This window comes from Streptomyces liliifuscus (genome assembly GCF_016598615.1).
In the GTDB taxonomy this organism is placed as follows: domain Bacteria; phylum Actinomycetota; class Actinomycetes; order Streptomycetales; family Streptomycetaceae; genus Streptomyces; species Streptomyces liliifuscus.
On record NZ_CP066831.1, the window covers coordinates 9,849,181 to 9,875,414 of the forward strand.

A 26,234-nucleotide genomic window follows, 5' to 3' on the forward strand; every position below is an offset into this window, starting at 1 on the left:
CCTTTCACCGGCTGTCGACCCTCTTGTGCGCGGCCGTGCGCTCACTCCACGCGGGAGTCCGTCGCCGCGTCGGTGTCGTCGTCGGGCAGGTGTACGTCGTTGATGGTGACGTTCACCTCCACCACGTCCAGCCCGGTGATGCGCTCCACCGCGGAGATCACGTTCTCCCGCACATCGCGGGCCACGTCGGCGATCGGGACGCCGTACTCCACCACCAGGTCGAGATCGATGGCTGTCTGCCGCTCGCCGACCTCGACCTTGACGCCGCGCCCGACGTTCGGCCGGCCGCCCGGGACCCGGTCGCGCACGGCGCCGATGGTGCGCGACAGGCCGCCGCCCATGTCGTACACCCCCGGGATCTCCCGGGCCGCGATGCCCGCCACCTTCACGACGACGACATCGGCGATCGAGGTCCTGCCGCGGTCCGGGGCGGGCTGGTCGGCCCCGGTGACACCATTGGTCACGGCTGTCGTCGTCTGTGTCGACTTGCCGCCCTGCGAGACGGATACGTCCTTGCCGGTCGGCGCGGTCTGCGTGGTCATGGCATGTCCTTCTTCCTGTGGACCGGTGAGCTGCTCTCACTCCGTCAGACCCGCCCCGGCCACGTCTGTGACGCCGATGCCCGGAAAATTTCTCCAGCCGCTCACACACGGGTCCCCGGCCGACGCCTCAACACGGCAGGCGTGAAAATCGTGGATGCCGGACGCGCAGCGATTCGTTGTGTGAAGAGTTGCGTGAAAAGGCGCGTCGCCGCGTGGCGCGTCCACAAATGGATTCCGCGGGAATTGTTCAAGTGAAGAAGCGAATTGCTGCCGAGTTCTGTGTGATTCCCCCGAACGGGACGGCAGTTCAGGGCAAGCCACCGCCGGCGACACCTGTTCATGAGGCCGGGCCGGACCACGCATGCCAGGCCGTGTCCAGGTCTGTGTGCCAGTGGACACGGGCATCGGGGGGAATGCGGGAGCGGAGGATCGGTCGTGGCCAGCACGTGGATCGTGCCAGGCCCGTCCGGCCACAGCGGCGGCAGGAGGGCACCGTCCGTGGGGAGTTGGATCTCGCGGACATCCAGAACGACGGCGGACGCTCCGAAGCACCTCTCGGTGAGTTCGTGGCGCAGGGCACCGCTGGTGCGCACGGTGAGACGTCCCGCCGCGGCACACCACAACCGTGCGCCAGACGTGGCGAGTACTCGGATGCGGAACTGCGCGGACATGCCACCTCACCTTGGCCCTGTTGAGGGTCGTCGTCTCCGCAGCGGATGCGGGGCCGGGGCGGATCGCCCCGGCCCTGCTTCTTTCTCCCCGTCACAGGAAGCCAGATTCCCGTCAGCTGCTGGGCATCAGGACGCTGTCGATGATGTAGACGTTGGCGTTGGCGGTCTTGACGTTGCCGCAGACGACCTTGGCGGAGTCGTTGACGGTGTAGGACTCGTCGGAGCCGGATGTGGTGAGCTTCGACTTCTCCAGTGTGTCGAAGGAACCGTTCTCGAGGTCCTTGGGGGCGAGTTTCTGGCCCACCACGTGGTAGGTGAGGATCTTCGTCAGTTGTGCCTTGTCGTTGAGCACCTTGTCGAGGTCGGCCTTGGGGATCTTTGCGAAGGCGTCGTTGGTCGGTGCGAACACGGTGATGTTCTGGGCGTTGTTGAGGGTGTCGACCAGGCCGGCCTTCTTGACTGCCGTCACGAGTGTGGACAGGGCCGGGTTGTTGGAGGCGGCGGTGGCCACGGGGTCCTTGGCCATGCCGTCGAAGGAACCGGTACCGTCGGCCGGCACCGACGAGCAGGCCGGGCCGAACGGCTCGTCCGTCGTGGAGGCAGCACCGGGGCTGTCCATGCCTTCGTCGGCCGCCGACGCCGACGCCTTGCTGGAGGAGTCCGACTTCGCGGAGTCGCTGCTGTCGTCGGAACAGGCGGTCAGGGCGAGGGGGAGGACGGCGGCTGCGGCCACGGCCACGGCGACACGACGGATACGGGTGTTCATGGTGCTTCTCCTGTTGGTTGACACGGCCGAAGCCGCGTTCATACGGGGGTAGGGAAGTGGCTGAGGGGTTATCCGACGGTGACGACGACCGAGTGCCGGCCGCTCGCCCCGTCGGGGATGGTGCGGGCACGCTTCTCGGTCTGGACGGCGCCGGTGCGGTCGGTGGCGCGCACCGTGAGGGTGTGGCCGCCCTTGCTCGCCTGCCAGGGAAAGGACCACTGGCGCCAGGTGTCACGCGAGTCCTCGGCCGCGAGCCGGGCCTCCTGCCAGGGGCCGTCGTCGACGCGGATCTCGACCTTGTCGATGCCGCGGTGCTGCGCCCAGGCGACTCCGCCGACCATGACCGTGCCGGCCTCGGGGCGGGCGAACGGCTTGGGCGTGTCGATCCGGGACTGGGTCTTGATCGGCGCCTTGCGGGCCCATTTGCGTTTGACCCAGTAGGAGTCGTAGGCGTCGAACGTGGTGAGTTCGATGTCCTTGATCCATTTGCAGGCCGAGACATAGCCGTAGAGGCCGGGCACGAGCATGCGGACCGGGAAGCCGTGCTCGAAGGGGAGGGGCTGTCCGTTCATTCCGACGGCGAGGAGGGCGTCGCGACCGTCCATGACGTCGTCGACCGGGCTGCCGATCGTCATGCCGTCCACCGAGCGGGCCACCAACTGGTCGGCCGGGCCGCCCCGGGAAGGAGGCTTCACCCCGCACTCGGCGAGCAGGTCCGCAAGGCGTACGCCGATCCAGCGGGCGTTGCCCACGTAGGGACCGCCGACCTCGTTGGACACGCATGTGAGGGTGATGTCGCGCTCGATCAGCTCCCGTTGGAGCAGGTCGTCGAAGGAGAGAGTGACCGGCCGGGTGACTCCCTTTCCGTGGATGCGCAGTTGCCAGGTCGTGGCGTTCACCTTGGGCACCACGAGCGCGGTGTCCACGCGGTAGAAGTCGTTGTTCGGCGTAGTGAAGGCACTGATTCCGGGGATCCGGAGCTGGGCCCCCTTGGGTACGGAGGGAGCGGGAGAGGCAGGGGTCGGCAGGGCGACGTTCCTGCGCGAGGTGATCGCGTCCTGACCGCGTGAACCGGTCAGGGACCTTCCCAGTGCGCCGGCCCCGGCTGACGCGGCGGCAGCAGCGGTCGCGGCGATGACGAAACCGCGACGGTCCCACCCGGCAGCGCGGACCGAGTCCCCCTCCTCACTGCTGCTCGGACTCGGCTTGGAGGTGGGAAGCGTGAGGTGGCCGACGAGCAGGAACAGGACCACGGCTCCGACGGCCGCGCCCACGGCCGAGGGCAGCGCGTCGGTGAGACCGGTCGAGTCGGGCCGGCTGGTGGCCGCGGCAGCCCCGACGATCCCGAACACCAGGACGCCTGCCGCCCCGGTTCGCCGGTACCGCAGCGCGACAAGTCCCAACGCCAGTGCGAACAGGGCCAGTACGGCGAGGATCCCCAGCTGAAGAACCAGCTTGTCGTTGGTGCCGAAATTCCGGATCGCCCAGTCCTTCACACCGGCGGGCGTACGGTCGATCGCCGCGCCCCCGACCGCGATGACGGGACCGGACTGCGGGCGCACCCATGCCGACACGAGTTCGGCGACAGCGAGTGCCGCGAATCCCGCGAGAGCGCCACTGAATGACCCCAGAATCAGCCGCAGCCAGTTGCGGGGAATTCGCGGCTTCTTCTCGTCGTCTGTCACGTGGGGAATCCGGCCCCGAGGGCCTGGCGGATTGGTCGATCACTCGATCGGAGGAAGCTTTTTCTGAGACCAATCCGCAGGCGTCACCGCAACGGATTCATGAATACGCTCGTCGACTTTTGCCTCGGCTCCGCCTCTCTCCCGCCCATGTGCACCGGGCCGGAGATGAGCTCCTCGTCCCACGAACGCCCCGCTCTGCATCCGCAGGGATCCAGTTTCTGGAAGTGCCGCGTAACAGGAGGCGGCCCAGATGTGTCCAACCTTCAGAACGGACGAGAGGAGCCGCCCAGTGGCGGGGGCCCGTAGACAGAGCGCAGCGCTCGATACTCAGGGCGAGGCCGAGGACGCCTTGCTGGCGGTCCGGGCTGCGGAAGGGGACGAGGACGCCTTCGCCGTCCTCGTGCAGCGCCACGCCGCCGCACTGATCCGGCTGGCCACACGCCTGCTCGGAACCCGCGCGGAGGCCGAGGACGCGGTACAGGAGGCCTTCATCAGTGCCTGGCGACGGCTTCCGGAGTTCCAGGGCCGGTCCTCCTTCGCCACCTGGACATACCGGATCGTGACCAACCGCTGCCTGAATGTGCTGCGATCCCGCAAATTGGAGGCGCCCCTGGAGGCGGCGGGGGACGTACCCGCCCCCGAGCACGCGGCCTCTCCGGCCCGTATCACCGAGGGCCGCGACGCGGTCCGCGAACTGCGGGAGGCTCTCGACCAGTTGTCGGCCGAACAACGGACCTGTTGGGTGCTGAGAGAATTGGACGGCCAGTCCTACGAGTTCATCGCGGACGCGGTCGGGATCAGCCAGGAGGCTGTCCGGGCCCGTGTCTTCCGTGCACGACGCTGCCTGACACAAGCACTGGGGGCCTGGCGATGACCGCTCACAACCCACCCGACCACACGGACGTGCACGACGACGAGCAGTTGCTCTGCGGGCGACTGCTGTCCGAGGTCTGGGACGCGTGGGAACGACAGGTGGACGACCCGCACCGACACGAGTGCCCGCACTGCCGGCAGGCGGTACTTGGTCTCGACGAGCTAGAGACGGCCGTGCGTGATCTGCGTGACGAGGCCGCGGACACAGAAGGCTACGACGCGTCGACGCTGACCCGCCGGGTGATGGATGTCGTGCGCCTCGAACTGCGTCCCGGCCGTCCGTTGCCGCTGGGGGAGCCGGCCGAGGACCTTTGGATCATGGAGGCGGTCGCGGCCCGCGTGCTGCGTGCGGCAGCCGAGACGGTGCCTGGCGTGCGGGCCGGCTCCTGTCGGCTGCTGCCCGACCCCGAGGGGGGTGCCGGTCCGGTTGAGGTGCGCCTCGAGATCCACGCACCGGCCGACGCCTGCCTTCCGGACCTCGCCGACCAGGTTCGCGGGCGAGTGCAGGAGGCGGCCGACCGCGAGCTCGGCATGGGCACAGCGGCCGTGGACATCCGTATCACCGATCTCGTCGACACACCGCCCGACGGCCAGGAAGGCTCCACCCCATGACGCAGCACGCCGTGCACGGCACGCTCACCGAGGAGATCGCCCGGGCCGTGCGGAACGTACCGGGCGTCGCCTTCCTCAAGCCGGGGCTCGCCACGAGGGTGCGCTCCGCCCTGGCCCGCCCACAGCAGGAAACGGCTGCGGAGCGAACGGCCGGAGTGCGTCTGGCCGGCCCGGGCGGCACCGGGCCCTGGCGCGTCGAGGTCCACCTCGTGGCGCGCAGGCGGGCCCGCACAGTCGATGTGGCCCGCGCGGCTCGCCGTACCGTCCTGGACCACCTGGCGGTGAGGTGCCCGGATGAGGCCGTACGGGCACACGTCACCGTGACCGTCACCGGCCTCGTCTGACACAGGGCCCGGACGAGGCAGTGGATCACTCGGCCACGAGCGGCATCCGTTCGGCCAGGGCCCTCTCCTGACGTCAGTCGTTCTGCGGGCTGTTGCGCTCGCGCTCCTTCAGGGTTTCCAGACACTCGGGGTTCTGGCAGGGGTCCGGACCCCACACGGGCACGAAGACTCCGAGCGTCTTGTGCCGCTTCTTGATGCTCATGTCCAGGGGGTGCTCGCAGACCGGGCACACAAGCGTCCCTGGGGGACTGGTCTCATGCTCGGTTTTGCTCATTCTTTAACAATAGGCCGGATGGCCGGATAAAGAGATGATCGGCGTGCCATCTGTCGCGTGCTGATCGGTTCGCCGCTCAGAGTGGATCATCCCGTCGCTGTTCCCGCTCGGCATGCGTGCCCTTGTCGAGCGCGGGCGCCTCGGTTGCCGCATCCGGCGGGGAGGGGGCGTTTTCCTGCTGAGCGGCGGGTGCAGGGTGGCCCGGGGCGGGTCGTCGCAGGCTGAATACGACGGATGCGGCCAGCACGACAACGATGACCGCCAGACTGATCGGCGAGGGGATTTCCGGGATGCTGGAGCTGATCATCTTGTGGGACGCCTGGAGGATGAGCTTGACGCCGATGAAGGACAGGATGATCGCGAGTCCCTTGTTCAGGTAGTGGAATCGGTCGAGCAGGCCCGCGAGCAGGAAGTACAGGGCACGCAGGCCCAGGATCGCGAACGCGTTGCTGGTGTAGACGATGAACGCGTCGTCGCTGACGGCGAGGACGGCCGGGACGCTGTCGACGGCGAAGACCAGGTCGGCGGCCTCGATCGCGGCGACGACCGCGAGGAGCGGGGTGGCCACGCGTTTGCCGGCCTCCTTGACGAAGAACTTCATGCCCGCGTACTCGTCCCGGACCGGGATGACCTTGCGGAGGAGTCGCAGGGCGAAGCTCTTGCCGGGGTCGAAGCTGTCCTCCTCGTTCTTGAGGAGCTTGTAGGTGCTGTAGAAGAGGATGGCGGCGAAGGCGAACAGCACCGCGGTGAAGCGGCTGACGACGGCGACACCGAGGGAGAGGAAGATCCCTCGGAAGACCAGGGCGCCCATCACGCCGAAGAACAGCACGCGGTGCTGGTAGGCGCGGGGCACCTTGAAGTAGGCGAAGATCACCGCGAAGACGAAGAGGTTGTCCACCGACAGGCTCTTCTCCAGCAGCCACGCGGTGGTGTACTCGGTGCCGGCCGTCGTGCCCAGCACGAGGAAGACGACGCCCGCGAAGATCAGGGCGAGACCCACCCACAGGCCGCTCCAGGCGGCGGCCTCCTTGAAGCCGATCACGTGCGCGGTGCGGTGGGCCAGCAGGTCCACCGCCAGCGACACCACCACCGTCGCGGCGAACGCTCCCCACAGCCAGAGCGGGACCTCAAGCACACCCGTCACCTTCTCCGCGGTCCACGGCGATACGGGCCCCTATACGGAAGTCTGCGGCATTTTCCGGGACCGGGCGACATCACGAGCACCGGGCCACCGGCGGAGCGGGCAGGAGATTCCGCCGGGCGGCGGCGCGCAGAACCTCGCAGCCGGCTTTGGGCACCGGAGAGGCTTGCTGCGTTACTCCGCGGCGGTCATCCCGTGCACGCGCACATGCGCCCCAGCGAGCGAAAGGCCCGCCCGTACACATGACAGATCACGGTGTCCGTGGACTCGTCACGGACCAGGCGGCCGAAGTCGGGATGCCGGACCGCGCGGTCGCTCTCCGGTATCCGCGGTATGTGTGGACGGGTCATGGCTGTCTCTTGCCGGGCTGCGCTGGGGGAGCGGGTGCGGGTTCACATTCCGCTGATCGGACGCGCGACCGGTGTCTCGACGCCTACAGGGGCTGGACGGCGAGCGCCCGGGCGGGGTGGCGAGGGCCGAGGAAGACGACGATGCCCTTGCCGTCGGGGGAGGGATGGGTGGCCTGCGTCCAGCCCTGGCGGCGGTAGAAGGACATGGCGTGCGTCGACTGCACCGAGGTGAGCAGCCACGACCGGCCCTCGGGGGCATCGTCGGTGACCGCATCGAGGAGGCCGGCGGCCATGCCCGTGCCGCGGGCATCGGGGCGTACGGCGAGTTCGTCGATCTCGCGGGCGCCGCACAGCCAGCTCTCGGTGCGGTCGGGCCCGAGGCCGGCGGCCGCCTGGGGATAGCAGCGGTCGGCGGGGAAGGGGTCGAGGGTGGTCCAGGCGGTGGCGAAGCCGGTGACCTCCTGGCCGGTGAAGGCGAGCGCGGCGGTGAAACCCGGCCGCCCCACGTTCACGGGGAGCCGGGCCACGAACTCGACGGCCTTCTCCTCGTCCTCGTTCCACGGCGGGGCACAGAAGGCGTCGACGTACACGGAGCGCAGGGCGGCGGTGTGGGCGAGCAGGTCGGCGCCCTTGAGGATCCGGATGCTCATCGGGCCGCACCTGCCAGGGATGCCGCCGGGTGCAGAGTGGCGTACTCCAGTGGAGCCGACGGGTCGATGGACAGGTCCAGTGGGGCGGGTTCGGCTCCGGCCCGTACGAGGAGGTCGCCGACGGCGGCGATCATCGCGCCGTTGTCCGTGCACAGCTTCAGCGGCGGCACGCGCAGCTCGATCCCGGCCGCGAGGCACCGCTCCTCGGCGAGCGCGCGCACGCGCGAGTTCGCGGCCACCCCACCCACCACGACGAGCGTGCCCACGCCGTGCTCGGCGCAGGCCGCGACCGCCTTGCGTGTCAGCACGTCGGCAACGGCCTCCTGGAGCGAGGCCGCGCCGTCGCCCACCGGCAACTCCCTGCCCGCGTGAGCCTCCGCCCAACGCGCGGCGGCCGTCTTCAGCCCCGAGAAGGAGAAGTCGTACGCGTGATCGGGCGAGCCGGTCAGCGGGCGCGGGAAGGCGACGGCGCGCGGATCGCCCGTGCGCGCGGCCCGGTCGATGGCCGGGCCGCCGGGGTAGGGCAGCCCGAAGACGCGCGCGACCTTGTCGAAGCACTCACCGGCCGCGTCGTCGAGCGTGTCACCGAGGTGGACGATCGGATCGCGAGCCAGGTCACGGACAAGGAGCAGCGAGGTGTGGCCTCCGGAGACGATCAGCACCATGCAGGGGTCGGGCAGGGGGCCGTGCTCCAGGGTGTTGGCGGCGACGTGACCGGCCAGGTGGTGAACGCCGTACAGCGGGACGCCCAGTGCGTAGGCGATCCCCTTCGCCCCGGCCAGTCCCACCTGGAGCGCCCCCGCGAGGCCCGGACCGGTCGTCACCGCGACCGCGCCGATGTCGGCCAACCGCAGGCCGGCGTCGTCCAACGCCCGCTGGATCACCGGCCGTACGGCGTGCACATGGGCGCGGGCGGCGATCTCGGGCACGACACCGCCGAAGCGGGCGTGCTCGTCCATGCTCGACGCCACCACATGGCCCAGCAGCTGCCCGTCCCGGACGAGGCCCGCGCCGGTCTCGTCGCAGGACGACTCGATGCCGAGCACGATCGGAGAGCCCATGCCCACCCCTTTCTGCAGCAACATGTTATTGCAAGTGGAGTGCAATAACGTATCTGTTGCAACAAGGCGGGCGCTGGGCCAGACTGGCGGACGCGGCATTGCCGTATGAGCCGGGTGCGGGGCGTCGTCCTGCCTGACCTCGTCCGTCCTCGCGGACGCCGTCCCGCCCCCTTGGTGGCTCCGGTGCCCGCCATCGCCTGCGGACTGATCGCCTGTCCCCGCGACCGGAGTGCGACGCGTCGGGGTGATTGTCTCCACCCGACACGGCGGAAGTCCTAGGACCAATGCCTGATCGGCGAGGGTCTTCTGTTGCTGCTAGCGTGCAACTGCATACTAGTGGCAATAACAACGCCGAAGGATGTTGGACATGGCGGTTTACACGCTCCCGGAGCTCCCGTACGACTACGCGGCGCTCGAACCGGTCATCAACCCCCAGATCGTCGAGCTGCACCACGACAAGCACCACGCGGCGTACGTGAAGGGCGCGAACGACACCCTGGAGCAGCTCGCGGAGGCGCGGGACAAGGAGTCGTGGGGGTCGATCAACGGGCTGGAGAAGAACCTGGCCTTCCATCTGTCCGGCCACATCCTGCACTCCATCTACTGGCACAACATGACCGGCGACGGCGGCGGCGAGCCGCTGGAGAAGGACGGAGTGGGCGAGCTCGCGGACGCGATCGCCGAGTCCTTCGGGTCGTTCGCGGGTTTCAAGGCCCAGCTGACCAAGGCCTCCGCGACCACCCAGGGTTCGGGCTGGGGCGTCCTCGCGTACGAGCCGCTCAGCGGTCGTCTGATCGTCGAGCAGGTCTACGACCACCAGGGCAACGTCGGCCAGGGCTCGACACCGATCCTGGTCTTCGACGCCTGGGAGCACGCCTTCTACCTCCAGTACAAGAACCAGAAGGTCGACTTCATCGACGCCATGTGGGCCGTCGTCAACTGGCAGGACGTGGCCCGGCGTTACACCGCGGCCAAAGAGCGCGGCGACAGCCTGCTGCTCACGCCGTGACGGCGTAGGCACGCACAGATGTCCTGCTCGTGATCGTCTTCTCAACTTTCACCGGCAGGCAGTGGAAGGAAGGGCTCCCGCAAGGACGTGACTTGCGGGAGCCCTTCTGTGTCTGGTTCACGCTCACGCCTGTTGAGCGAACGGCAGGTGTGCCGCACGGACCAGGTCGCTCGCCGACGACGGGCCCGACCGGCCGAGGGCTCTCAGTGGGCGTGCTGTGCAGCCACGAGCACGGCCTCAGGCCGATCGGTCCTCCCAGTGCACGCCACTTGGTGTCGTACCAAGCGTCCTCCCAGCCCACCGCGTAGGGCGCTCGGCCCTGGCGTAGCAATGGACCCAGGTGGTCTGGACGTAGGCGCCGTCCACGCAGGTGAGTCCTATCTGCACGTACTCACCTTGACCGATGTCCGGGCAGGTCACCGCTCTGTCCGGGGTTCCGCCCGAGGCTCGGGCGTCGACGTGTTGCTTCACAGCCGCCGGACGCGCAGCACCCCTGTCCGCATCGGGAGAGTGAACTCGCCGCGGGCGGTCTCCGGTCGGCTCGCGAGGAACGCGCGGATCCGGCCCAGCGTGGCCTCTTGTTCCTGTTCTGGCATGACCAGCAACCCCGCGCGCGTCGCGAGAGTCGCGACGAGAGAGTCGGCGGTACGGCGCTGCCCGTGGGGGAACTCGGCCTGCTCCGGTGAGCCGAACCGGGCGGGTTCGCCACTCTTCGGCAGGTGCATGTCTGCCGTCTCGGCGCGCCAGCCGGCGGGTGTGTCACGCGGGCCGATGACCGCGCTCCCGCCGACCCGCGCGAGCCCGGAGACCCACTCGACCCCGTCGTCCATGACGTTCCACAGACCTGCCAGGATGCCGCCGGGCGCGAGGACCCTGGCGATCTCGGGCCCGGCGACGGCCATGTCGAACCAGTGCAAGGCGTTGCCGGCCAGCACGGCATCGACAGACGCGTCCGGCAACGGAATCGCCTCCGCGCCACCCGACAGGGCGCGGACAGCAGGCAGCGAGCGGCGCAGCTCGGTCAGCATCGCCGAATCGGGCTCGACCGCAACGACTTCGGCACCCAGCGCGACCAACGTGGCCGTCAACTTGCCGGTTCCGGCGCCGAGGTCGAGCACACGCGGCCCGGACGCGGGCTCAAGTGCCCACCGCACCGCGGCCCGCGCGTAGTCCGGACGGTGCTCGGCGTAGGCGACCGCCGCCGCGCCGAACGACGAGGAATGAAGCAGGCGTTCGTCCTGATCCATCCGGCCACCGTATCGACGCCGCAGGCGCCCGGCCACCCCGCGTCACCACCGCGGCGGCGGCCACCCGATGCAGCTCCGAGGAGCGGGGGGTTCTCCCTGCCTGTCCGCGTCGTGGCGGGGACTTCGGTGATCCGTGTCAGCGAAGTGTGGCGACCGCCGTGCCGTGGAGGACCTCCTCGGCGCGGTCCCACGACCAGCCGTTCTCGACCACGAGTGTTCGCCAGCCGGTGGGGCCGAACCAGTACCAGAGGAGGTCGCCGGTTTCCTTCACCGAGTGGGACGGCGGCGGAGTCAGGGTGTGCAGATGGCGGGCGGCGGTACGGAGGGCGTCCCGGTACGCGGCGGTCGCGCGCTCCCACAGCTCTTCGCCGTTCTCGTGGACGGGCAACGCCTTGCGGATCGCCTCGTGCACCGCGAACTGCCCCTCGTTGCCCAGGCGCGTCCCGTGGGCCAGGGCCTTGAGCACCGCCTCCGGGGTCCGTAGTTCGAGCAGATCCTTCATGGCCCGGTCGTAGCCGGAGGCGTTGACGCCCTGGTCGACGATCCGGTCCAGGATGTCGCTCTTGCTCCCGACGCTCGCGAAGACGGTCTTCGAGGCGACACCTGCCGCCGAGGCGATGTCGGCGACGGTGACCCGGCCGTAGCCGCGCTCGGCGAACAGCTTCGTGGCGTGTTCGAGGATCAGCGCGTGCGTCCGTGCGGCGGCCTGTTCGCGCAGCGGAGAGACGTAACGGCGCTTGGGAGGCATGGCGTCATCCTACGGGGATGAATTCAATAGGCGTGCTGTAACCTCAATTCCCTGTCGGCTGACATCACCTCTCTGATCGCACCTCCCTCGAAAGGGATCACGCAATGGGCATGGACGCCACGGAACTGGCCCACGGGCTCTTCCGCATCCTTGAGACAGGCGACCCGGCACTGGCCGCCGAGGTGGTCCACGAGGACTTCCGCAACCGCGAGGCAGCCGTGTCGCCCACGAGTTGCGCGCTCCCCGGGCCCGCAGGAGTGCTCGCCTCCAGCGCGTGGATGCGCTCCGCCTTCAGCGACCTGCGCTTCCCCGTCCTCGGTATCGCCCACAACGACGAGCAGGTCTGGCTACGGCTTCGTATGCGGGGCCGTCAGACAGGACCCTTCGTCCGCTTCCGGGACGGCGCGCTCGACCAGGCGATACCTCCCACGGGGCGTGACATCGACTTCGAACAGATCCACGTGCTCGACCTCCGCGACGGCAAAGTGGTCGGTCACGAAGCGGTGCGCGACGACATGACCATGCTCGGGCAGCTCGGCATCTTCCCGCCGAGCCCCGCCACCGCGCTGCGCATGCTCGCCTGGCGAGTGACGGGAAAGGCCACGCGCGCCGCCGCGGACGTAACGACGAAGGCCGCCGAGGCAGCGGCCGGCCCGCTGCGGGAGAGCCCGGGGCAGAGCCACTGAACCGACTGGGCCGAGGAGTTCGCGACCCGTACGAGCTCATCACGGAGGCAGGTCACGAGGTCGCTGCCGAAGGCGGTCTCCAGGGCCGGAGCGGCGTTACTGCAGTGCGTGGACCGCGGCTGAGAACACCGGTGGCATCCGGGACGCCGCGGGGACGATGAGGCGGGCGGTCCCGGGGCGGCGGCCGGCGGCCAGCAGGGCTCCCGTCAGCAGTCGGTGGCGCCGGGTCAGCCGAGTCCAGGCGCGCTCGTACGCGTCCGGTCGCCCGACGGCCAGGCAGCGGACGGCCGCCCCGGCCGTCGCCAGGGCGAGCGCGACGCCCTCGCCGGTGAGGGCGTCCAGGTACCCCGCGGCGTCGCCGACGAGCAGGACACGGCCCGCGGTTCTGCGCCGCACCCGCTGCCGCAGTGGTCCGGCGCCGCGTACCTCCGTCGCGGCCGTTCCGCGCAGCGACGCGGTGAGCGCGGGAAAGGCGGCCAGGTGCTCGTCGTACCCGCGACGGCTGCGGCTGAGGATCGCGACGCCCACCAGGTCGTCGCCGACCGGCGTCACATAGGCCTCGCCGTGCCGGGACCAGTGGACCTCCACGAAGTCCGTCCACGGCTCGACGCGGTAGTGCCGGCGCAGTCCGTAGCGCCCGTGGGGACGGTTCGGCAGTTCCAGCCCCAGGCCGCGGCGCACCGGGGAGTGCAGACCGTCGGCGGCGATCAGCCAACGGGCCGTGGTCCCGGCGGCGGTGACCGTGTCCGTGCCCTGCTGTACCGCGCCGACCTTGCCCGGCAGCATGCGCACGCCGAGGTCGAGCGCGCGCTGGTGCAGTGCGGAATGCAGAGTCGTACGGCGGATCCCCAGCCCGCCCCGGCCGCGGAAGGACGCTTCGGCGCGGGCGGCGCCGTCCACATAACGGATGCCCCGCAGCTCGCGGCCACTGGCGTCGACGCCCAGTGCTCGCAGCGCGGCGACTCCGCCGGGCATGACGCCTTCTCCGCAGGCCTTGTCCACGGGCGAGGTCCGGGGTTCGACGACGACGGCCTCCAGGCCGGCGAGCGCCGCGTGGATGGCGGCGGCCAGACCGGCCGGTCCGCCGCCGGCCACCAGTACGTCGATCACGCCGGGGCGGGCGTGGTCGAGGTGGTCGCGACGGCGAGTGCCCGGTTCTCGCAGCGGATGCGTACGGTGAGCAGGGCGGCGTTGAGGACCGTGAACGCGACTGCGGTGACCCACGCGGTGTGGACCAGGGGCAGGGCCACACCCTCGGCGACGACGGCCACGTAGTTCGGGTGCCGCAGCCACCGCCGGCGGTAAGGGCCGTCGGTCACCAGTGGCAGGCCGGGTACGACGATCACCCGGGTGTTCCAGCGGGCTCCCAGGGTGTGGATGCACCACCACCGCAGCGCCTGGGAGGCCACGAGCACGGCCAGCATCGGCCAGGCGAGGGCGGGTACGAAGGGGCGGTCGGCCAGCCACACCTCGGCCGGGCAGGCGATCAGCAGGCCGGTGTGGAGGGCGACCATCGCGGGGTAGTGGCCCTGCCCGGACTCGGTCGCGCCGCGGGCGGTGCTCCACCGTTCGTTGCGGCGGGCGACGACGAGTTCGGCGACGCGCTCGCCGGCGACTGCCGCCACCAGCAGTCCGTACCAGATCATGTGCCCACTGTCCTTCGTTGCCTTCGCGTTCTTCGTGTTCTTCGTGTTCGTCGTGTTCTTCGATGGGGCGAACTACCAGCGCAGCAGGACGAGTTCGCTGGCGAAGCCGGGCCCCATCGCCAGGAGTACACCCGGCGTGCCCGGCGGCGGGCGGCGTTCGGCCAGGGTGTCGCGCAGTACGTGGAGGACCGACGACGAGGACAGGTTGCCCACGTCGGCCAGATGACGCCAGGTCACATCGAGCGCCTCGTCGGGCAGGTCGAGGGCCTCGGTGACCGCCTGGAGGACCTTGGGACCACCCGGGTGGCACACCCAGGCGGTCACGTCCTTCCGCTTGATCCCGTGGTCGCCGAGGAACCCCTCGACGTCATCGGCGAGGTACCGGCGCACCACGTCGGGGACCCGGGGGTCGAGGACGACCTTGAAGCCGGAGTCCTTGATGTCCCAGCCCATGACGCGCCCGGTGTCCGGATACAGGTGGCTGCGGGTGTCCACGATCGTCGGGCCTGCGCTCTTGTCCCGGAGGCCCGGGAGGCCCGGGCCGCCCTGGCGGTTGGCGCCGCAGGCGACGACCGCGGCGGCGCCGTCGCCGAACAGCCCGGTGGCGACCAGGTTGGCCACGGAGGCGTCGTCGCGCTGGAAGGTGAGCGAGCACAGTTCGACCGACAGCAGCACCGCGACGTGGTCGGGCCGGCCCAGCAGGTAGTCGTGCATACGGGCCAGGCCGGCGGCGCCGCCGGCACAGCCCAGGCCGAACAGGGGCAGCCGTTTGACGTCCGGCCGCAGTCCGAGGCGGCCGGCCAGCCGTGCGTCGATCGAGGGGGTCGCGATGCCGGTGACGGAAGTGAAGACCAGCAGGTCCACATCGGCCGCGGACAGACCGGCCAGGTCCAGTGCGTCCCGGACGGCCTTGGCGCCCAGGTCGGTGGCGGCGGCGACGAAGACGTCGTTGGCGGCGCCGAACCCGTCCAGTTCCGCGTACCGTTCGAGCGGCAGCGTCATATGGCGCGAGCGGACCTTCGCGCTGCGGTGCAGCCGGTCCAGGACCCGGCGGTCGGTGCCCTCGGGCAGGCAGGTGCGGGCCACCATGTCGGTGATCTCGGACTGGGTGTGACGGTGCGGTGCGAGGGCACCGTGAACGGCGGCGATCCGCGTCATATGGTTCCCGTCCGGTTCCCGACTCTGGTGCGTTGCCAGCTGCTCTGGTGAGTTGCTCCCCACGTGTTCCCCGGCCCGGGACGTCGACACCACGAATCGCCCGTCCGGCCGTTCCCCTTGGGGGTGTGTGCTCCGGCCGGGTTGGGGCGCGGGCGCCTACGATCGGCCGGGTGGGCACTCCCGAGCAGTTCACGGGCGGCCCGGCCGCGAGTTGGGCCGGCCGGGTGGGCGGCCTGGCCGGATCGTGCCACCCCGGGCCTGTCGTGGCGGTCACCGCCCTGATGGCGACTCTGGCCGTCACCGCCGGTCAGAGTCCCGCGCGTTGCGTCCTGACCGCCGCCGCCGTGCTGACCGGGCAGCTGTCCGTCGGCTGGTGCAACGACGCGTTCGACGCCCGCCGGGACATCGCCACCGGCCGCCGCGGCAAACCCGTCGCCGACGGCACGGTCGGCGTGACCGAGGTGTGGGTCGCCGCGTACGCCGCGCTGGCGCTGTGCGTGCCGCTCTCGTTCGCCTGCGGCCTGTGGGCGGGCGCCGTTCATCTGACCGGGGTGGCGGCGGCGTGGGCGTACGACCTGCGGCTCAAGGCGACGGCATGGTCCTGGGCGCCGTACGCGGTGGGTTTCGCCGCCCTTCCGGCCTTCGTGGCACTGGGTCTGCCGGGGCAGCCGTGGCCGGCCTGGTGGGTCGTCACCGCCGGGGCCCTGCTGGGGGTCGGCGCCCACCTCGGAGACGTACTGCCGGACATCCGCGGGGATCTGGCGACGGGCGTACGGGGATGGCCGCACCGGCTGGGCCCGGACGGCGCGCGGCTGCTGCTGCCGGTGCCGCTGGTGGCCGCGTCCGCGGTGCTGGCGCTGGGGCCCGCCGGACCACCCGGCCGGTGGGGAGTGGCGGCGCTCGCGGTGGCCGTCCTGGTCGCGGTGGCGGGGACGGTACTGGGACGCCGCCGGGAACGGGCGGCGTTCGCGGCAGCGGTCGCCGTGGCGGTGGTGGACGTGGCGCTACTGCTGCTGCGCGGCACCGGAATCGCCTGACCGCACCCCGCCTCGCCGACCGGCTCGCAGGTCCGTGTCCGCAGGGACGGCGGGCGATCACGTCACTGCCGATCGGGTACCAGCGGTCGCAGGGCACACCTGTCGTGCTGCCGCTCATCCAGTGCGAGGCACATCTTGGCCGTCACTCGTACGGCGGACTTCATGTGAAGAGCCCACACACGCATCGGCGACCTCGCAGAATCGGGTCGGGGAATCGATTCGGGGGGCGTGGAACATGGCGGGACAACCGTTGCTCGTACGCGCGGGCACAACGGAGTTGTACATGGAGGCGGTGGGGGGCGGTGGACCTCAGACGGTGAGTCTGGGCCATGCCTTGGCCTTCGACGGGGTTCGCGAGTGCATTGAAGCCGTGGCCGAACAACTCGCTCAGGCATGGGAGCAAGTGAAGCCGTCCGAGGCGACCGTCGAGTTCGGGCTCTCGGTGACGGCCAAGGGTGGCAAGCTCACCGGGCTGATCGTGGAAGGGGGAGGGGCGGCCAGCCTGAATATCAGGCTGACCTGGAAGGCCCCGGAGCCTGACCATGGGTGACCTCGACTGGCGCTCTTCGCGGCGTTTCATCGTGCGACTGGACACCCCGGACGGGCAGTCCTCCGACCAGCGGAACACGCTGGGCACCGGGTTCTTCGTCGCCTACGGCAAGGTGCTGACCTGCGCGCACGTGGTGTACGACGCCATGGCGGGCGGCCCGCTGGACAAGGTCCTCGTGGTGCCCGACCGGTCCCTGCGCTCCCAACCGGTGCTCGCTCGAGTGGTGGCCCGTACGGACCCGCCGACGAAGAGTGTGTTGTGGCCGATGCCCGACCTGGCGTTGCTGGAGCTGGAAGCCGACCTGCACCACGAGGTGCTGCGGCTCAGCCCGCAGCGGCGGCTCAGTGTCGACAGGCGGTATCAGGCATGGGGTTACGCGCCCCGGGCGGACGGCGAGACGCCCGAGGGGGCGTCGGTCTCCTTCCGCTTCGAGGGCCATGACGGCGACGGCTACCTACGGCTGGCGGCGGGGCAGGCCGCAGCGGGCCTGTCGGGTTCACCGCTGGTCGACGCCGCCCGGCCGGACGAGGTGCTCGGCGTGATCGCCGCTTCCCGGGATCCCCATGCCGATCTGGGAGGCTGGGCCGTTCCCGTCTCCGCGCTGGAGGATCCCGGTCTGCCGAGACCGCAGTGGACGTCGGCCCCGGAGCCGAAGCCCCTGCCGAAGCCTCTGCGGGATGTTCTGTGGGAGAACTCCCAGTGGGATCAGGATCCCCCGTTGCCCGCGCCGGACAGTGCTCCCGTTCCGCGGGCCGTGGTGCTGCGCCGCTCGTACCGGCTCGGGGCAGCGTTCGCCCGGCTGGGGCGTATGGAGTTGCTCGCGCAGCGGTACGCGGCCGCCGACCAGGATTCCGCCGAGCGGGGCCGGTACATCGCAAAGTACTACGGCGTCTGTGTGGACGCCTGTCGCTTCCTGACGGTCGTCGCCCCGCCGGGTGAACTCACGAACGAGGAGCGGGACAACGCCACGGCCGTCCGAATCGGCCACGCGGAGCGGATCGCCGCACAACTGCAGCGGGAACAGGGCGAGCGCGAGTCCGCGGAATTCGGCGCCAGGGCCGCGGCAGCCCTCCGGCTCGGTCTCAGGGCCGGGATCGCACCGGCGATGCTTCCCCACCTGCGACCGGAGCAGCGGGCCGAAAGTGCCAGGGGCTTGATGGCACTCGCCACCGAGCTGAGGCTCCCGCAAATGCTGATCGACCGCGTCGAGGCCCTGACGGCCGGGGCCGACCAGGAAGCCGTACAGACTGAGGCCTTCGCGCTGGACGACGAGGTCTCGCGCTGGTTCGAGGAACAGGCCCGTACCGGCCTCTGGATGCGGCTGTCCCTCTGTACCTTCTGGCGGTTGGCGTGGCGCGCCTGTCTTGCCGCGCTCGCGCGGTCGGAGCACATGGCGCCCGGACTGGCCGGCGGGCTGATGGGTCGGGCACGCGGGTACGGAACCTGGCTCGGACTCCCGGCGGCAAACCTCCCCGAGATCACCGGGGTCCGCCCTGAGGACGGCGCCCATGCCATGCACTATCTGCTCCACGAACTGCCGGATCCGATGGTCACCGTGGTGAAGGAGCGCTACGGCGAGGACGCCTGCGGTCTGCTGTGGATCTGCACTCGACTGGTGGGCTGGTTGATCTTTCCCGATGACGGGTTGCGCGCGTCCATCGCGGCGGGCACCGCGAAGAAGTGCGTGTCGCTCGGCTTCCCGGACGACCTCCATCGGGAGGTCGTCTCATCCCTTGGCTCCGGGCAGGACTTCGGGGCGGTGAAGGATGCCGTCTGGAAGTTCAACCAGGAAGTGAACGGGTTCTACTTGGAGCACACGCCTCAAGCCAACCTCGCATAGACGATGAGGTTGTTCACCGGATGGCCCTGCGCGTCGAAATCGCCGTCGCAGGTGACCAGGCGTAGGGCGCGGTCCTTTGTCGGGCCGTAGACCTTCTCGGTGGGGAAGGTGTCCTTGCTGACGCTCTCGGTGGCCGTGACCGTGAAGTGTGCCGATTCGCCGCGGTCGTTGGTGACGGTGATGTCCGCACCCTTGGTGATCTTCTTGAGGTCGTGGAAGACGGCCTTGCCGAAGCGGGTGTCGTTGTGGCCGATGATCACGGCGGGACCGACCTCACCGGGCACGGAGCCGCCGATGTACCAGCCGGCGGTCATGCCCTTCTCGGGAGGAGGGACCTCGACGGTTCCGTCCTTGTTCCGACCGAGCTCCATCAGGGAACTGGTGATCCCGATCGAGGGGATGGCGACTTCGGTGGGGACGGCCGGCCGTGTGGCCTCCGGAGCGCCAGGCGAGGCGGTACCGGCGGCGGCAGGGGTGTTCGGGGACGCCGGGGTGGGCTTGTCGGGGGCCGACGAACAGCCGGTGAGCACGGCGAGGACCACGGGTACGACGAGGGCGGCACGGGCAAGGGTCGGCAGGGTGCCGAAGCGCCGTACGGGATCGGGTGCAGGTGACACTACGGACTCCAGAGCAGAAGCAAGGGACTGAACGACCAACAGGACCGGGCGCATACGCGGTGGCGCCGCCCCGAGCAGGGCGGCGCCACCGTTGTGCCCGGTCGGGCTGTGCCGGGTGTCAGCCGTTGTGGCGTCCGGCCGCGCGGCGGCGCAGGACGATCGTTCCGGCGCCCGCGAGCAGCAGAGCGCCGGTGGCCGAACCGACGAGGGCGGTGGTGTCGGTGTTTTCGGCCGGGGCCTCGCCCGCGGCGACGCCACCCTTCGGAAGGTCCTTGGCGGCCGCGGCCTTCCTGGCTTCGAGCTCCTTCGCCTTCTTGGCGTCCTCGGCCTTCTTCTCGGCCGCGGTCTTGTCTTCTCCCGTGACCGCGCTCGGCGTGGGGGTCGGGTCGTCGGCGACGGCCGCTCCGACCGGGACGAGCATCGCGCCGGTCGCGACGGCGGTCAGAACGGCGAAACGCAGGGTGAGTTGGCGGGACATGTATCGCTCCAGTTCCAGCCCGGCCTTGGTGGTACCTGGTTGGCGAGCCGCACCAGGTTCCGGGCATGGCCCAACCCTCGCGCCCACTTGTGAAGAAGCTGTCAGAAGGTCATGGTCATCGCATCAGGGCTGTCCAGGAGTCTCCTCGACCCCCTGAATTCCGCGGTCCTTCGCGGTCCGTTCCGGTCCCGTGGAGGCTGTCCCGTCCCGTGTGACCGGCAGCCACAGGGTGAAGACCGAGCCCTCTCCCTCCGTGCTCACCACGCTCGCCGTGCCACCGTGGGCCTCGGCGAGCTTGAGGACGATCGCCAGGCCGAGGCCGCTGCCGCCGGTGCTCCGGTTGCGGGACTTCTCCGCCCGCCAGAAGCGGTCGAACACATGGGGGACATCGCCCGAGGGGATGCCGCTGCCGGTGTCGGCCACCTCAACGGCCACCTCGTCCCCGGCGTCGGTGACGTACGAGCGCAGCGTCACCCTGCCACCGGACGGTGTGTGGCGTACGGCGTTGGAGACCAGGTTGCTCATGGCCTGCCGCAGCCGTACGGGGTCGGCGTCGAGCAGCGGAGGTCGAGGGGCCTCGGGCGGCGCCGCGGAGACCGCCAGCGTGACACCCGCGGTCTCGGCCAGACCCTGGTGTGCCGTGGCGACCTGGCCGAGCAGGTCGTCCACGCGTACCGGCTCCAGGTGCAGGCGCAGCGCGCCCACGTCGGCAGCGCCCAGGTCCTGGAGATCGTTGACGATGTGCTGGAGCTGTACCGCCTCCTCGTGCAGCGAGGAGACGAACGCCGGGTCCGGTTCGGCGAGACCGTCCTGTGCCGCTTCCAGCCAGCCACGGATATTGCTCAGCGGGGTGCGCAGTTCATGGGCGACGTCGCTGACCATCACCTTGCGCTGCTCCTCCAGCCGCGCCCGGTGTGCGGCCATGTCGTTGAAGGCCGCCGCCAGCCGCCCGATCTCGTTGTCCGAGCCGACCGGTACGGGCGCCGAGTCCATGCCGTCCCGCATCCGCTGGGCGGCGCCGGTGAGCGCGTGCAAGGGGCGTACGAGCCGGGCTCCGGCGATCACCGAGGCGCCGACGGTGAGGGCGAGGACCAGGGCCGTGACCCCGGCGATGCGTGCGGTGTTGGCCGGGGAGAGATCGAAACCGGGCACGCCGGCGGCGGCGTCGGTGCTGTCGATGAACAGCAGCGCGGGCGCGGCGACATAGGACGTGAGCTGTTCACGGCGGGCGCTGCCGACGCAGGCGGCTATGGCCCGGTCTTGCTTGCTGTTGTGAGCCGCGGGCATGGGCCTGTCGTCGGCCGCCTTCTCCTTGGTCACTCTCGCCAGCGCCGCCTTCTCCTCGACCGCCTTCTGCTCCGCGGCCCGCTGCTGGGCGGCCGCCTCCTCCTTGGTGAGGCCGGTCGTGGGAAGCGCGACCGGCAGGGCGGTGTCCGTGCCGCCCGACCCGTATCCCCGGTCCCAGGAGAGGTCCAGGTTCAGTTTCACGCCCGTGCGGCCCTGCCGCTTCAGACAGGCGTCGGCCAGTTGGTTGAGCGCGCGCAGGGCCTTCTTCTCGGTCGGCGTGGGACCGGCCGCGTAGTTGGTCAGACACTTCAGTTCCATGGAGCGGTCGGTCTCACTGCTCACGAACTGGACGCGGGACCGCCCGCTCGGACTCTCGACGATGTCCGCGGCGATGCCCGCCGCACCGAGGCACTGCGCGCTGTCGGCGCTGGCCTTCCGCAGGAGCGTACGTTCCTGCGCGGGCAGCAGGAACGGCCCCACCGCGCGTGGATCGACGCGGTCCGCGCCCGCGGAGGCGGTGTCGGGCACCAGCACGGTGTCGACGGACAGCGGGTCGACGACCGCCGAGGCCTGCGGTGGCAGCGGGGCGGGGGAGGAGGTGCCGTTCGAGTGGTCGGAGGAGTCGAAGAGCGGGCGCTTGTCCTGGGTGGTCAGCACGATCCGGCGCTGGGACCGCCCGGCCAGCTTGCGCACGGTGCCGTCGACGCCCTCCCAGCTCGGGTGGGTCGCCGCGTACCCCAGCAGGGTGTTGTAGATCTCGGCATCGGCGCTGAGGTTCTGCCCCTGTTCCTGGCGGATCGCGCCGGAGGTCGTCTGCACGGCGAGCCAGGCGGTCGCGGCCACCGAGCACGAGGCCACCAGCGCCGACACGGTCAGCAGCCGCCCGAGCAGGCTCTTGCGGAGCGGCAGCCGCGCCCGCCCGTCACGACGACGCACGGCGCACGCTCTTGGTGTTGGTCCTCGTACTGCTCCTCGCGGGATCCGTCAGCTTGTAGCCGACGCCGAAAACCGTGAGCAGCCGGTCCGGCCGCCGGGGGGCGCGCTCGATCTTCTTGCGCAGATTCATGACGTGTACGTCGACGGTGCGGCCGCTGATGTACTTGTCGAAGCCGTGCAGTTCCTCCAGGAGCCGCTGCCGGGTGAAGACCCGGTCGGGCTCGGCCGCCATCGCGGCCAGAATGCGGAACTCGCCGGGCGTGCACACGACCGGCGTCCCCCCGACCGACACCTCGTGCCGATCCGGATCGACTCTGAGCGTGCCCACCGACAGCGCCTTGTCCCCGGCGGCGCCGGGAGCGGGGTCGGCGGCGGGGGCGGACCCGTCCGAGCTCCGGTTGCGGCGCAGGAGCGTACGCACCCGGGCCACCAGCTCACGCGGACTGAACGGCTTGGTCACGTAGTCGTCGGCACCGAGGTCCAGGCCGAGCAGCAGATCGTCCTCGGTACTGCGGGCCGTCAGCATCATCACCAGCACCTCGCGGCCCTCGGCGCGCAGAATCCGTACCACGTCGAGGCCGTCGGCCCGGGGCATCATCACATCGAGGACGAGCAGGTCCGGTTCCCGGTGCCGAACCTGCTCAAGGGCCGTACGGCCGTCCCCCACCACCGTGACCGTGTGTCCCTCGTGCTCCAGATAACGGCGCACCAGTTCGGCCTGCTTCGTGTCGTCTTCGGCGACCATGATGTTTGCGCACACGCCGGAGAGCGTAACGAGCGTGGAGCCGGGGGCGGTGGTAAGTGACCTTTTCGGGCGGGGAGTTCAGGCCACCGCGGCGAAGCCGGACCGCTCCCGCGCGGTCGCGGCGACGCCCGCCGGGCGACGGTCGGACGTGCTTCCCGGGCGGCTTCCCGTACGTCCACACGCTCGCGTCGGCGGGACGGCCCGGGCCGGTCGCGTACGCCGTCGACGAGATGCCTGCCTCCACCAATCACGTCGGACCGGTCGCCGAGGAGACCGGCCCGACGGGGGAGCGGCCCAGGAATGAGCCGCGGGCCGTCACGCGCCCGGCCTGACCACGGCCGTCCCGCCGGCGGACGACCGTGCGGGCGCTGTCGGACGGGCACGGTCCTCGTACGAACCCACAGGACTCGGCGGCGGACGCCGCTGCCGCCCCGGAGAGACCACCGGCGCCCGTTTGGCGCGCACATGCGCAGAAACCGCGGGATGCTGAGGGGGAGCGCTGCCCATGACCTGACGAACAGTGGTGGTGAGCGCCATGGCTGGGCTGGAGGAGAACGGTCCGGAACCGACCACGTCGTGCGCCGATCCCCAAGGAGACCCGTTCCTGCACACGCGGTTCGTGATCCCGGCGCGTCCCGCGACGTTTCTACGACGGGAGCGCCTGGTCAGGCATCTCGACCAGGCTCTGCGGACGCCGTTGACCATGGTCAGCGGGGCCGCGGGCGCCGGCAAGACCCTGCTGGCCGCCGACTGGGCCGCGCGAGGCGACCGGCCCGTGGCCTGGCTCACCAACGACGCCACGGCCCAGGGCTGCGGCATGTTCTGGGCGTACTTCCTCCAGGCCCTGAGCGCCTCCGGTGTGCACCTGCCCGCCGAGGTCGGCTCCCCGGCCGACGCGAGCCGCGTGGACCAGACACTGCTGACGCGCCTCGCCGCGGGCCTGGGCGACCGGGACCGGCCCGTGATCGTGGTGCTCGACGAGTACGACCGTGTGACGGCGCCCGAGATCGCGGAGCAGCTGGAATTCGTCCTGCACCACGCGGGACGGGGCATGCGCCTGATCCTCGTCACCCGCACCGAGCCCCTGCTGCCGCTGCACCGCTATCGGGCGGTCGGCGACATGACCGAGATCAGGGCCGCGGAGCTGGCCTTCACCCCCGAGGAGGCGGCCGCGCTGCTGGAACTGCACGGACTGCGTGTGCCGGTGTCCGCCGCGCGGGCCCTCGTCGAGCGCACCCGGGGATGGGCCGCCGGACTGCGGCTGTGTGCCCTGGCCGCGCAGGAGAGCCCGGATCCGGAGACGTACCTCAAGGAGTTCGAGGTCGACCGCACCACGGTGGCCGACTTCCTGCTCGCGGAGGTGCTCAAGCGGCAGAGCCCCGAGGCGCAGGACCTCCTGCTGCGGGTCAGCGTCCTAGACCGCTTCGGTCCCGAGCTGGCGAACGCGCTGACCGGGCGAACCGATGCCGAGTCCGTCCTGGCCGGGCTGCACCGCGAGAACGCGTTCGTCGAGTACCTCGGGCACGCCCGCTACCGGCTCCACCCGCTGTTCGGGGAGATCCTCCATGCCCATCTGCGGATGCGCTCTCCCGGTCTGGAACCCGAACTCCACCGACGGGCCGCGGCCTGGCTGCGGGACTCCGGATCCCTCGCGGAGACGCTCGGCCACGGCGCCGCCGCGGGCGACTGGGAGTTCACCGCCGGAGCCCTCGTCGACGACCTCGCCATCGGCCAGCTCTTCACCGGTCTCCGCTCGGACCATCTGGCCGAGCTGTTCTCCGGGATGGGCCCCGAGGCCACGAGCCCCGCCACGGATCTCGTCCGGGCGGCCCGTGAGCTGGCGCGCAGCGACCTCGACCACGGCCTGGCCCACCTGCGGCACGCCGAACAGAGCCTGGCCGCGGAGGAGCGGACACCGGCAGGGGACGGCTCACCCGGCCTCGCGGCGGCCCGGTTGAGCTGCGCCCTGCTGGAGGCGCTGGCGGCCCGGCTGACCGGTTCGCCCGCACGGGCCGAGACGGCGGCGGAGACGGCCGCGGAACTCCAGCAGGAGGTACCCGCCCAGCTCCTCGACGCACACCCCGAACTGGCCGCCCTCCTGTCGACCCACCTCGGCTCGACACGGCTGTGGGCCGGGCGCTTCGAGGACGCAAGTGACGCCCTGAGCACGGCGGTCGCCTGCTCCGGGGGAGCCTCGACGGCGCTACCGCGCGAGGAGTCCCTCGGTCATCTGGCTCTGATCGACTATCTGAACGGCTGGCCCGGCAAGGCGGAGCGCAAGGCCCTGGCGGCGACCAGTGAGACCGAACGGTTCAGCCTGAGGGAGGAGTCCGGCTCCGGCATCGAGCTGCTCGTCCTGGCCGCCGTGGCCGTCGACCGCAACGAACTCGACCGCGCCCAGGCCCTCCTCGACGCGGCGGCCGACTCCCATCACGGCATGCGGGACCCGGTGATGCGGGCGGGACGGGCCCTCGCCACCGCGCGGCTGCTCCTGGCCCGCGGCGAAACGCGTGCCGCGCTCGAAGCGGCGGAACCGGCCGTCGCCGCCGACGTGGTCTCACCGTGGTCAAAGGCGCACACGGCACTGGTGACCTCGGCCGCACACCTGGCGGAGGGCCGGCCGCAGACTGCCGCCGAACTGCTGCAGGAGGTGCCCGGCGACCAGCCGGCGTGTGTCGTCGGGGCCGCACGGGCCCAGCTCGCCGCGGGCCGGCCCGTCGAGGCGCTCGACCTGCTCGACCGAGTGCGCTCCGAGGGCCGTGCGGGGCCCGAGGGCCGTGCGGGTCCCGCGCTGACCGTCCGGGCCTTGTTGGTGCGGGCCCAGGCCGCGGACCACGCGGGGGACTCCGCCACCGCGCGCAGACTCGTCGCCCATGCCCTCCACGAGGCTCGGCGCGAGCGGCTGCGGCGCCCCTTCCTCGAAGCCGGACCGTGGATCCGGCCCCTGCTCGGCACGGTGCCGCTGCGCGGGCTGTCCGAGGGCTGGCTCACCCCCGGACCGCCGCCGTGCGCCGCGCCGCGGACTCGCCAGGGAGACCAGCCGCCGCCACCGGTCGTGGAGGAGCTGAGCGGACGCGAGCACGACGTACTGGAACGGCTCGCCCAGATGATGTCGACCGAGGAGATCGCCGCCGATCTGTATGTATCGGTGAACACGGTCAAGACCCACCTCAAGAGCGTCTACCGGAAGCTGTCGGTGAACCGGCGCCACGACGCGGTGCACCGCGCGCGCGAGCTGCGGCTGCTGTGAGGACGTGGCCGCGTCTTCGGAGGCTGCCCGG

At 70.8% G+C, this 26,234-nt stretch carries 26 protein-coding genes; 9 read left to right on the forward strand and 17 right to left on the reverse strand.

Translation table 11 applies throughout. The features are described 5' to 3' along the window. Nucleotides 1-41: 41 nt before the first annotated feature. From JEQ17_RS42940 to JEQ17_RS42950, 3 genes are all read right to left on the reverse strand, one after another. Entirely contained in the window at nt 42-542 is a 501-nt protein-coding gene (locus JEQ17_RS42940; RefSeq protein ID WP_200400315.1) for an Asp23/Gls24 family envelope stress response protein, read from the reverse strand. Between the two features lie 783 nt (nt 543-1,325). Next, complete coding sequence (locus tag JEQ17_RS42945) at nt 1,326-1,979, reverse strand: fasciclin domain-containing protein (protein WP_200400316.1); 654 nt, start codon at nt 1,977-1,979, stop codon at nt 1,326-1,328. A 68-nt stretch (nt 1,980-2,047) separates the two neighbouring features. After that, nucleotides 2,048-3,664 (reverse strand): sulfite oxidase, encoded by a 1,617-nt coding sequence (locus JEQ17_RS42950; RefSeq protein WP_200400317.1) that lies wholly within the window; start codon nt 3,662-3,664, stop codon nt 2,048-2,050. Between the two features lie 289 nt (nt 3,665-3,953). On the opposite strand from JEQ17_RS42950, the gene JEQ17_RS42955 reads away from it, so the two are divergent. From JEQ17_RS42955 to JEQ17_RS42965, 3 genes are read left to right on the forward strand one after another with little or no spacing between them, the layout of a single operon-like run. Continuing rightward, entirely contained in the window at nt 3,954-4,538 is a 585-nt protein-coding gene (locus JEQ17_RS42955; RefSeq protein WP_234048578.1) for an RNA polymerase sigma factor, read from the forward strand. Between the two features lie 29 nt (nt 4,539-4,567). After that, nucleotides 4,568-5,149, forward strand: coding sequence for an Asp23/Gls24 family envelope stress response protein (locus JEQ17_RS42960; RefSeq protein ID WP_325176311.1), 582 nt, complete (start codon nt 4,568-4,570; stop codon nt 5,147-5,149). Next, a complete protein-coding gene (locus JEQ17_RS42965; RefSeq protein WP_200400321.1) occupies nt 5,146-5,493 on the forward strand; it encodes a hypothetical protein in 348 nt (115 codons plus the stop codon). The genes JEQ17_RS42960 and JEQ17_RS42965 overlap by 4 nt, the downstream gene beginning before the upstream one ends. A gap of 73 nt (nt 5,494-5,566) precedes the next feature. Here the strand turns inward: JEQ17_RS42965 and JEQ17_RS50580 are convergent, their stop codons facing one another. From JEQ17_RS50580 to tsaD, 5 genes are all read right to left on the reverse strand, one after another. Next, nucleotides 5,567-5,695, reverse strand: coding sequence for a hypothetical protein (locus JEQ17_RS50580; protein ID WP_267924817.1), 129 nt, complete (start codon nt 5,693-5,695; stop codon nt 5,567-5,569). A gap of 148 nt (nt 5,696-5,843) precedes the next feature. After that, complete coding sequence (locus JEQ17_RS42975) at nt 5,844-6,902, reverse strand: TerC family protein (RefSeq protein ID WP_200400323.1); 1,059 nt, start codon at nt 6,900-6,902, stop codon at nt 5,844-5,846. A 194-nt stretch (nt 6,903-7,096) separates the two neighbouring features. Beyond that, the gene (locus JEQ17_RS42980; RefSeq protein WP_200400325.1) at nt 7,097-7,258 is read right to left on the reverse strand and encodes a hypothetical protein; all 162 of its coding nucleotides are present in this window, start codon (nt 7,256-7,258) and stop codon (nt 7,097-7,099) included. Between the two features lie 83 nt (nt 7,259-7,341). Continuing rightward, on the reverse strand, nt 7,342-7,908 hold the full coding sequence (locus JEQ17_RS42985; protein ID WP_200400326.1) for a GNAT family N-acetyltransferase: 567 nt from the start codon (nt 7,906-7,908) through the stop codon (nt 7,342-7,344). Beyond that, nucleotides 7,905-8,969 (reverse strand): tRNA (adenosine(37)-N6)-threonylcarbamoyltransferase complex transferase subunit TsaD, encoded by a 1,065-nt coding sequence (gene tsaD, locus JEQ17_RS42990; RefSeq protein WP_200400327.1) that lies wholly within the window; start codon nt 8,967-8,969, stop codon nt 7,905-7,907. Before tsaD ends, JEQ17_RS42985 begins: the two co-directional genes overlap by 4 nt. Before the next feature lie 367 nt (nt 8,970-9,336). Between tsaD and JEQ17_RS42995 the strand changes: the two genes are divergently transcribed. Then, nucleotides 9,337-9,978 carry a superoxide dismutase gene (locus tag JEQ17_RS42995; protein ID WP_200400328.1) on the forward strand — a complete coding sequence of 214 codons (642 nt, stop codon included), beginning with the start codon at nt 9,337-9,339 and terminating at the stop codon, nt 9,976-9,978. Nucleotides 9,979-10,445: 467 nt separating this feature from the next. Here JEQ17_RS42995 and JEQ17_RS43000 read toward each other — a convergent pair whose 3' ends face one another. After that, on the reverse strand, nt 10,446-11,225 hold the full coding sequence (locus tag JEQ17_RS43000) for a class I SAM-dependent methyltransferase (protein ID WP_200400329.1): 780 nt from the start codon (nt 11,223-11,225) through the stop codon (nt 10,446-10,448). Nucleotides 11,226-11,361: 136 nt separating this feature from the next. Then, a complete protein-coding gene (locus JEQ17_RS43005; protein ID WP_200400330.1) occupies nt 11,362-11,973 on the reverse strand; it encodes a TetR/AcrR family transcriptional regulator in 612 nt (203 codons plus the stop codon). A 110-nt stretch (nt 11,974-12,083) separates the two neighbouring features. Between JEQ17_RS43005 and JEQ17_RS43010 the strand changes: the two genes are divergently transcribed. After that, entirely contained in the window at nt 12,084-12,659 is a 576-nt protein-coding gene (locus JEQ17_RS43010; RefSeq protein ID WP_234048579.1) for an ester cyclase, read from the forward strand. A gap of 96 nt (nt 12,660-12,755) precedes the next feature. On the opposite strand, the gene JEQ17_RS43015 is transcribed toward JEQ17_RS43010, so the two are convergent. From JEQ17_RS43015 to JEQ17_RS43025, 3 genes are all read right to left on the reverse strand, one after another. Beyond that, complete coding sequence (locus JEQ17_RS43015; RefSeq protein WP_200400332.1) at nt 12,756-13,769, reverse strand: NAD(P)/FAD-dependent oxidoreductase; 1,014 nt, start codon at nt 13,767-13,769, stop codon at nt 12,756-12,758. Further along, the gene (locus JEQ17_RS43020; protein ID WP_200400333.1) at nt 13,766-14,305 is read right to left on the reverse strand and encodes an isoprenylcysteine carboxyl methyltransferase family protein; all 540 of its coding nucleotides are present in this window, start codon (nt 14,303-14,305) and stop codon (nt 13,766-13,768) included. The genes JEQ17_RS43015 and JEQ17_RS43020 overlap by 4 nt, the downstream gene beginning before the upstream one ends. A gap of 72 nt (nt 14,306-14,377) precedes the next feature. After that, on the reverse strand, nt 14,378-15,463 hold the full coding sequence (locus JEQ17_RS43025) for a type III polyketide synthase (RefSeq protein ID WP_200400334.1): 1,086 nt from the start codon (nt 15,461-15,463) through the stop codon (nt 14,378-14,380). A gap of 170 nt (nt 15,464-15,633) precedes the next feature. On the opposite strand from JEQ17_RS43025, the gene JEQ17_RS43030 reads away from it, so the two are divergent. The 3 genes from JEQ17_RS43030 (at nt 15,634) to JEQ17_RS43040 (ending at nt 18,890) form a co-directional block, all read left to right on the forward strand. After that, nucleotides 15,634-16,500 carry a UbiA family prenyltransferase gene (locus JEQ17_RS43030; protein ID WP_200400335.1) on the forward strand — a complete coding sequence of 289 codons (867 nt, stop codon included), beginning with the start codon at nt 15,634-15,636 and terminating at the stop codon, nt 16,498-16,500. A gap of 283 nt (nt 16,501-16,783) precedes the next feature. Beyond that, a complete protein-coding gene (locus tag JEQ17_RS43035; protein WP_200400336.1) occupies nt 16,784-17,050 on the forward strand; it encodes a CU044_2847 family protein in 267 nt (88 codons plus the stop codon). Continuing rightward, entirely contained in the window at nt 17,043-18,890 is a 1,848-nt protein-coding gene (locus tag JEQ17_RS43040; RefSeq protein ID WP_200400337.1) for a trypsin-like peptidase domain-containing protein, read from the forward strand. Before JEQ17_RS43035 ends, JEQ17_RS43040 begins: the two co-directional genes overlap by 8 nt. On the opposite strand, the gene JEQ17_RS43045 is transcribed toward JEQ17_RS43040, so the two are convergent. The 4 genes from JEQ17_RS43045 to JEQ17_RS43060 all read right to left on the reverse strand — a co-directional run bounded on the left by JEQ17_RS43045 (nt 18,872) and on the right by JEQ17_RS43060 (nt 22,953). Beyond that, complete coding sequence (locus JEQ17_RS43045) at nt 18,872-19,507, reverse strand: class F sortase (protein WP_234048580.1); 636 nt, start codon at nt 19,505-19,507, stop codon at nt 18,872-18,874. The genes JEQ17_RS43040 and JEQ17_RS43045 overlap by 19 nt on opposite strands. Before the next feature lie 118 nt (nt 19,508-19,625). Beyond that, nucleotides 19,626-19,985, reverse strand: a complete 360-nt coding sequence (locus JEQ17_RS43050; protein ID WP_200400339.1) for a hypothetical protein — start codon at nt 19,983-19,985, stop codon at nt 19,626-19,628. A gap of 123 nt (nt 19,986-20,108) precedes the next feature. Beyond that, nucleotides 20,109-22,208, reverse strand: coding sequence for a sensor histidine kinase (locus JEQ17_RS43055; protein ID WP_234048581.1), 2,100 nt, complete (start codon nt 22,206-22,208; stop codon nt 20,109-20,111). After that, the gene (locus tag JEQ17_RS43060; protein ID WP_200402015.1) at nt 22,195-22,953 is read right to left on the reverse strand and encodes a response regulator transcription factor; all 759 of its coding nucleotides are present in this window, start codon (nt 22,951-22,953) and stop codon (nt 22,195-22,197) included. The genes JEQ17_RS43055 and JEQ17_RS43060 overlap by 14 nt, the downstream gene beginning before the upstream one ends. Before the next feature lie 535 nt (nt 22,954-23,488). Between JEQ17_RS43060 and JEQ17_RS43065 the strand changes: the two genes are divergently transcribed. After that, nucleotides 23,489-26,203, forward strand: coding sequence for a LuxR C-terminal-related transcriptional regulator (locus JEQ17_RS43065; protein ID WP_200400340.1), 2,715 nt, complete (start codon nt 23,489-23,491; stop codon nt 26,201-26,203). The last annotated feature ends 31 nt before the right edge of the window (nt 26,204-26,234 follow it).

Excerpts from the sequence above, each read along its gene's own strand:
- JEQ17_RS43010 (WP_234048579.1), top strand. The coding sequence starts at position 12,084 with ATGGACGCCACGGAACTGGCCCACGGGCTCTTCCGCATCCTTGAGACA.
- JEQ17_RS43005 (WP_200400330.1), bottom strand. The coding sequence starts at position 11,973 with ATGCCTCCCAAGCGCCGTTACGTCTCTCCGCTGCGCGAACAGGCCGCC.
- JEQ17_RS42965 (WP_200400321.1), top strand. The coding sequence starts at position 5,146 with ATGACGCAGCACGCCGTGCACGGCACGCTCACCGAGGAGATCGCCCGG.
- JEQ17_RS42985 (WP_200400326.1), bottom strand. The coding sequence starts at position 7,908 with ATGAGCATCCGGATCCTCAAGGGCGCCGACCTGCTCGCCCACACCGCC.
- tsaD (WP_200400327.1), bottom strand. The coding sequence starts at position 8,969 with ATGGGCTCTCCGATCGTGCTCGGCATCGAGTCGTCCTGCGACGAGACC.
- JEQ17_RS42940 (WP_200400315.1), bottom strand. The coding sequence starts at position 542 with ATGACCACGCAGACCGCGCCGACCGGCAAGGACGTATCCGTCTCGCAG.
- JEQ17_RS42945 (WP_200400316.1), bottom strand. The coding sequence starts at position 1,979 with ATGAACACCCGTATCCGTCGTGTCGCCGTGGCCGTGGCCGCAGCCGCC.
- JEQ17_RS43065 (WP_200400340.1), top strand. The coding sequence starts at position 23,489 with ATGGCTGGGCTGGAGGAGAACGGTCCGGAACCGACCACGTCGTGCGCC.
- JEQ17_RS43025 (WP_200400334.1), bottom strand. The coding sequence starts at position 15,463 with ATGACGCGGATCGCCGCCGTTCACGGTGCCCTCGCACCGCACCGTCAC.
- JEQ17_RS43020 (WP_200400333.1), bottom strand. The coding sequence starts at position 14,305 with ATGATCTGGTACGGACTGCTGGTGGCGGCAGTCGCCGGCGAGCGCGTC.
- JEQ17_RS50580 (WP_267924817.1), bottom strand. The coding sequence starts at position 5,695 with ATGAGCATCAAGAAGCGGCACAAGACGCTCGGAGTCTTCGTGCCCGTG.
- JEQ17_RS42980 (WP_200400325.1), bottom strand. The coding sequence starts at position 7,258 with ATGACCCGTCCACACATACCGCGGATACCGGAGAGCGACCGCGCGGTC.
- JEQ17_RS43040 (WP_200400337.1), top strand. The coding sequence starts at position 17,043 with ATGGGTGACCTCGACTGGCGCTCTTCGCGGCGTTTCATCGTGCGACTG.
- JEQ17_RS43035 (WP_200400336.1), top strand. The coding sequence starts at position 16,784 with ATGGAGGCGGTGGGGGGCGGTGGACCTCAGACGGTGAGTCTGGGCCAT.
- JEQ17_RS43000 (WP_200400329.1), bottom strand. The coding sequence starts at position 11,225 with ATGGATCAGGACGAACGCCTGCTTCATTCCTCGTCGTTCGGCGCGGCG.
- JEQ17_RS42995 (WP_200400328.1), top strand. The coding sequence starts at position 9,337 with ATGGCGGTTTACACGCTCCCGGAGCTCCCGTACGACTACGCGGCGCTC.
- JEQ17_RS43060 (WP_200402015.1), bottom strand. The coding sequence starts at position 22,953 with ATGGTCGCCGAAGACGACACGAAGCAGGCCGAACTGGTGCGCCGTTAT.
- JEQ17_RS43050 (WP_200400339.1), bottom strand. The coding sequence starts at position 19,985 with ATGTCCCGCCAACTCACCCTGCGTTTCGCCGTTCTGACCGCCGTCGCG.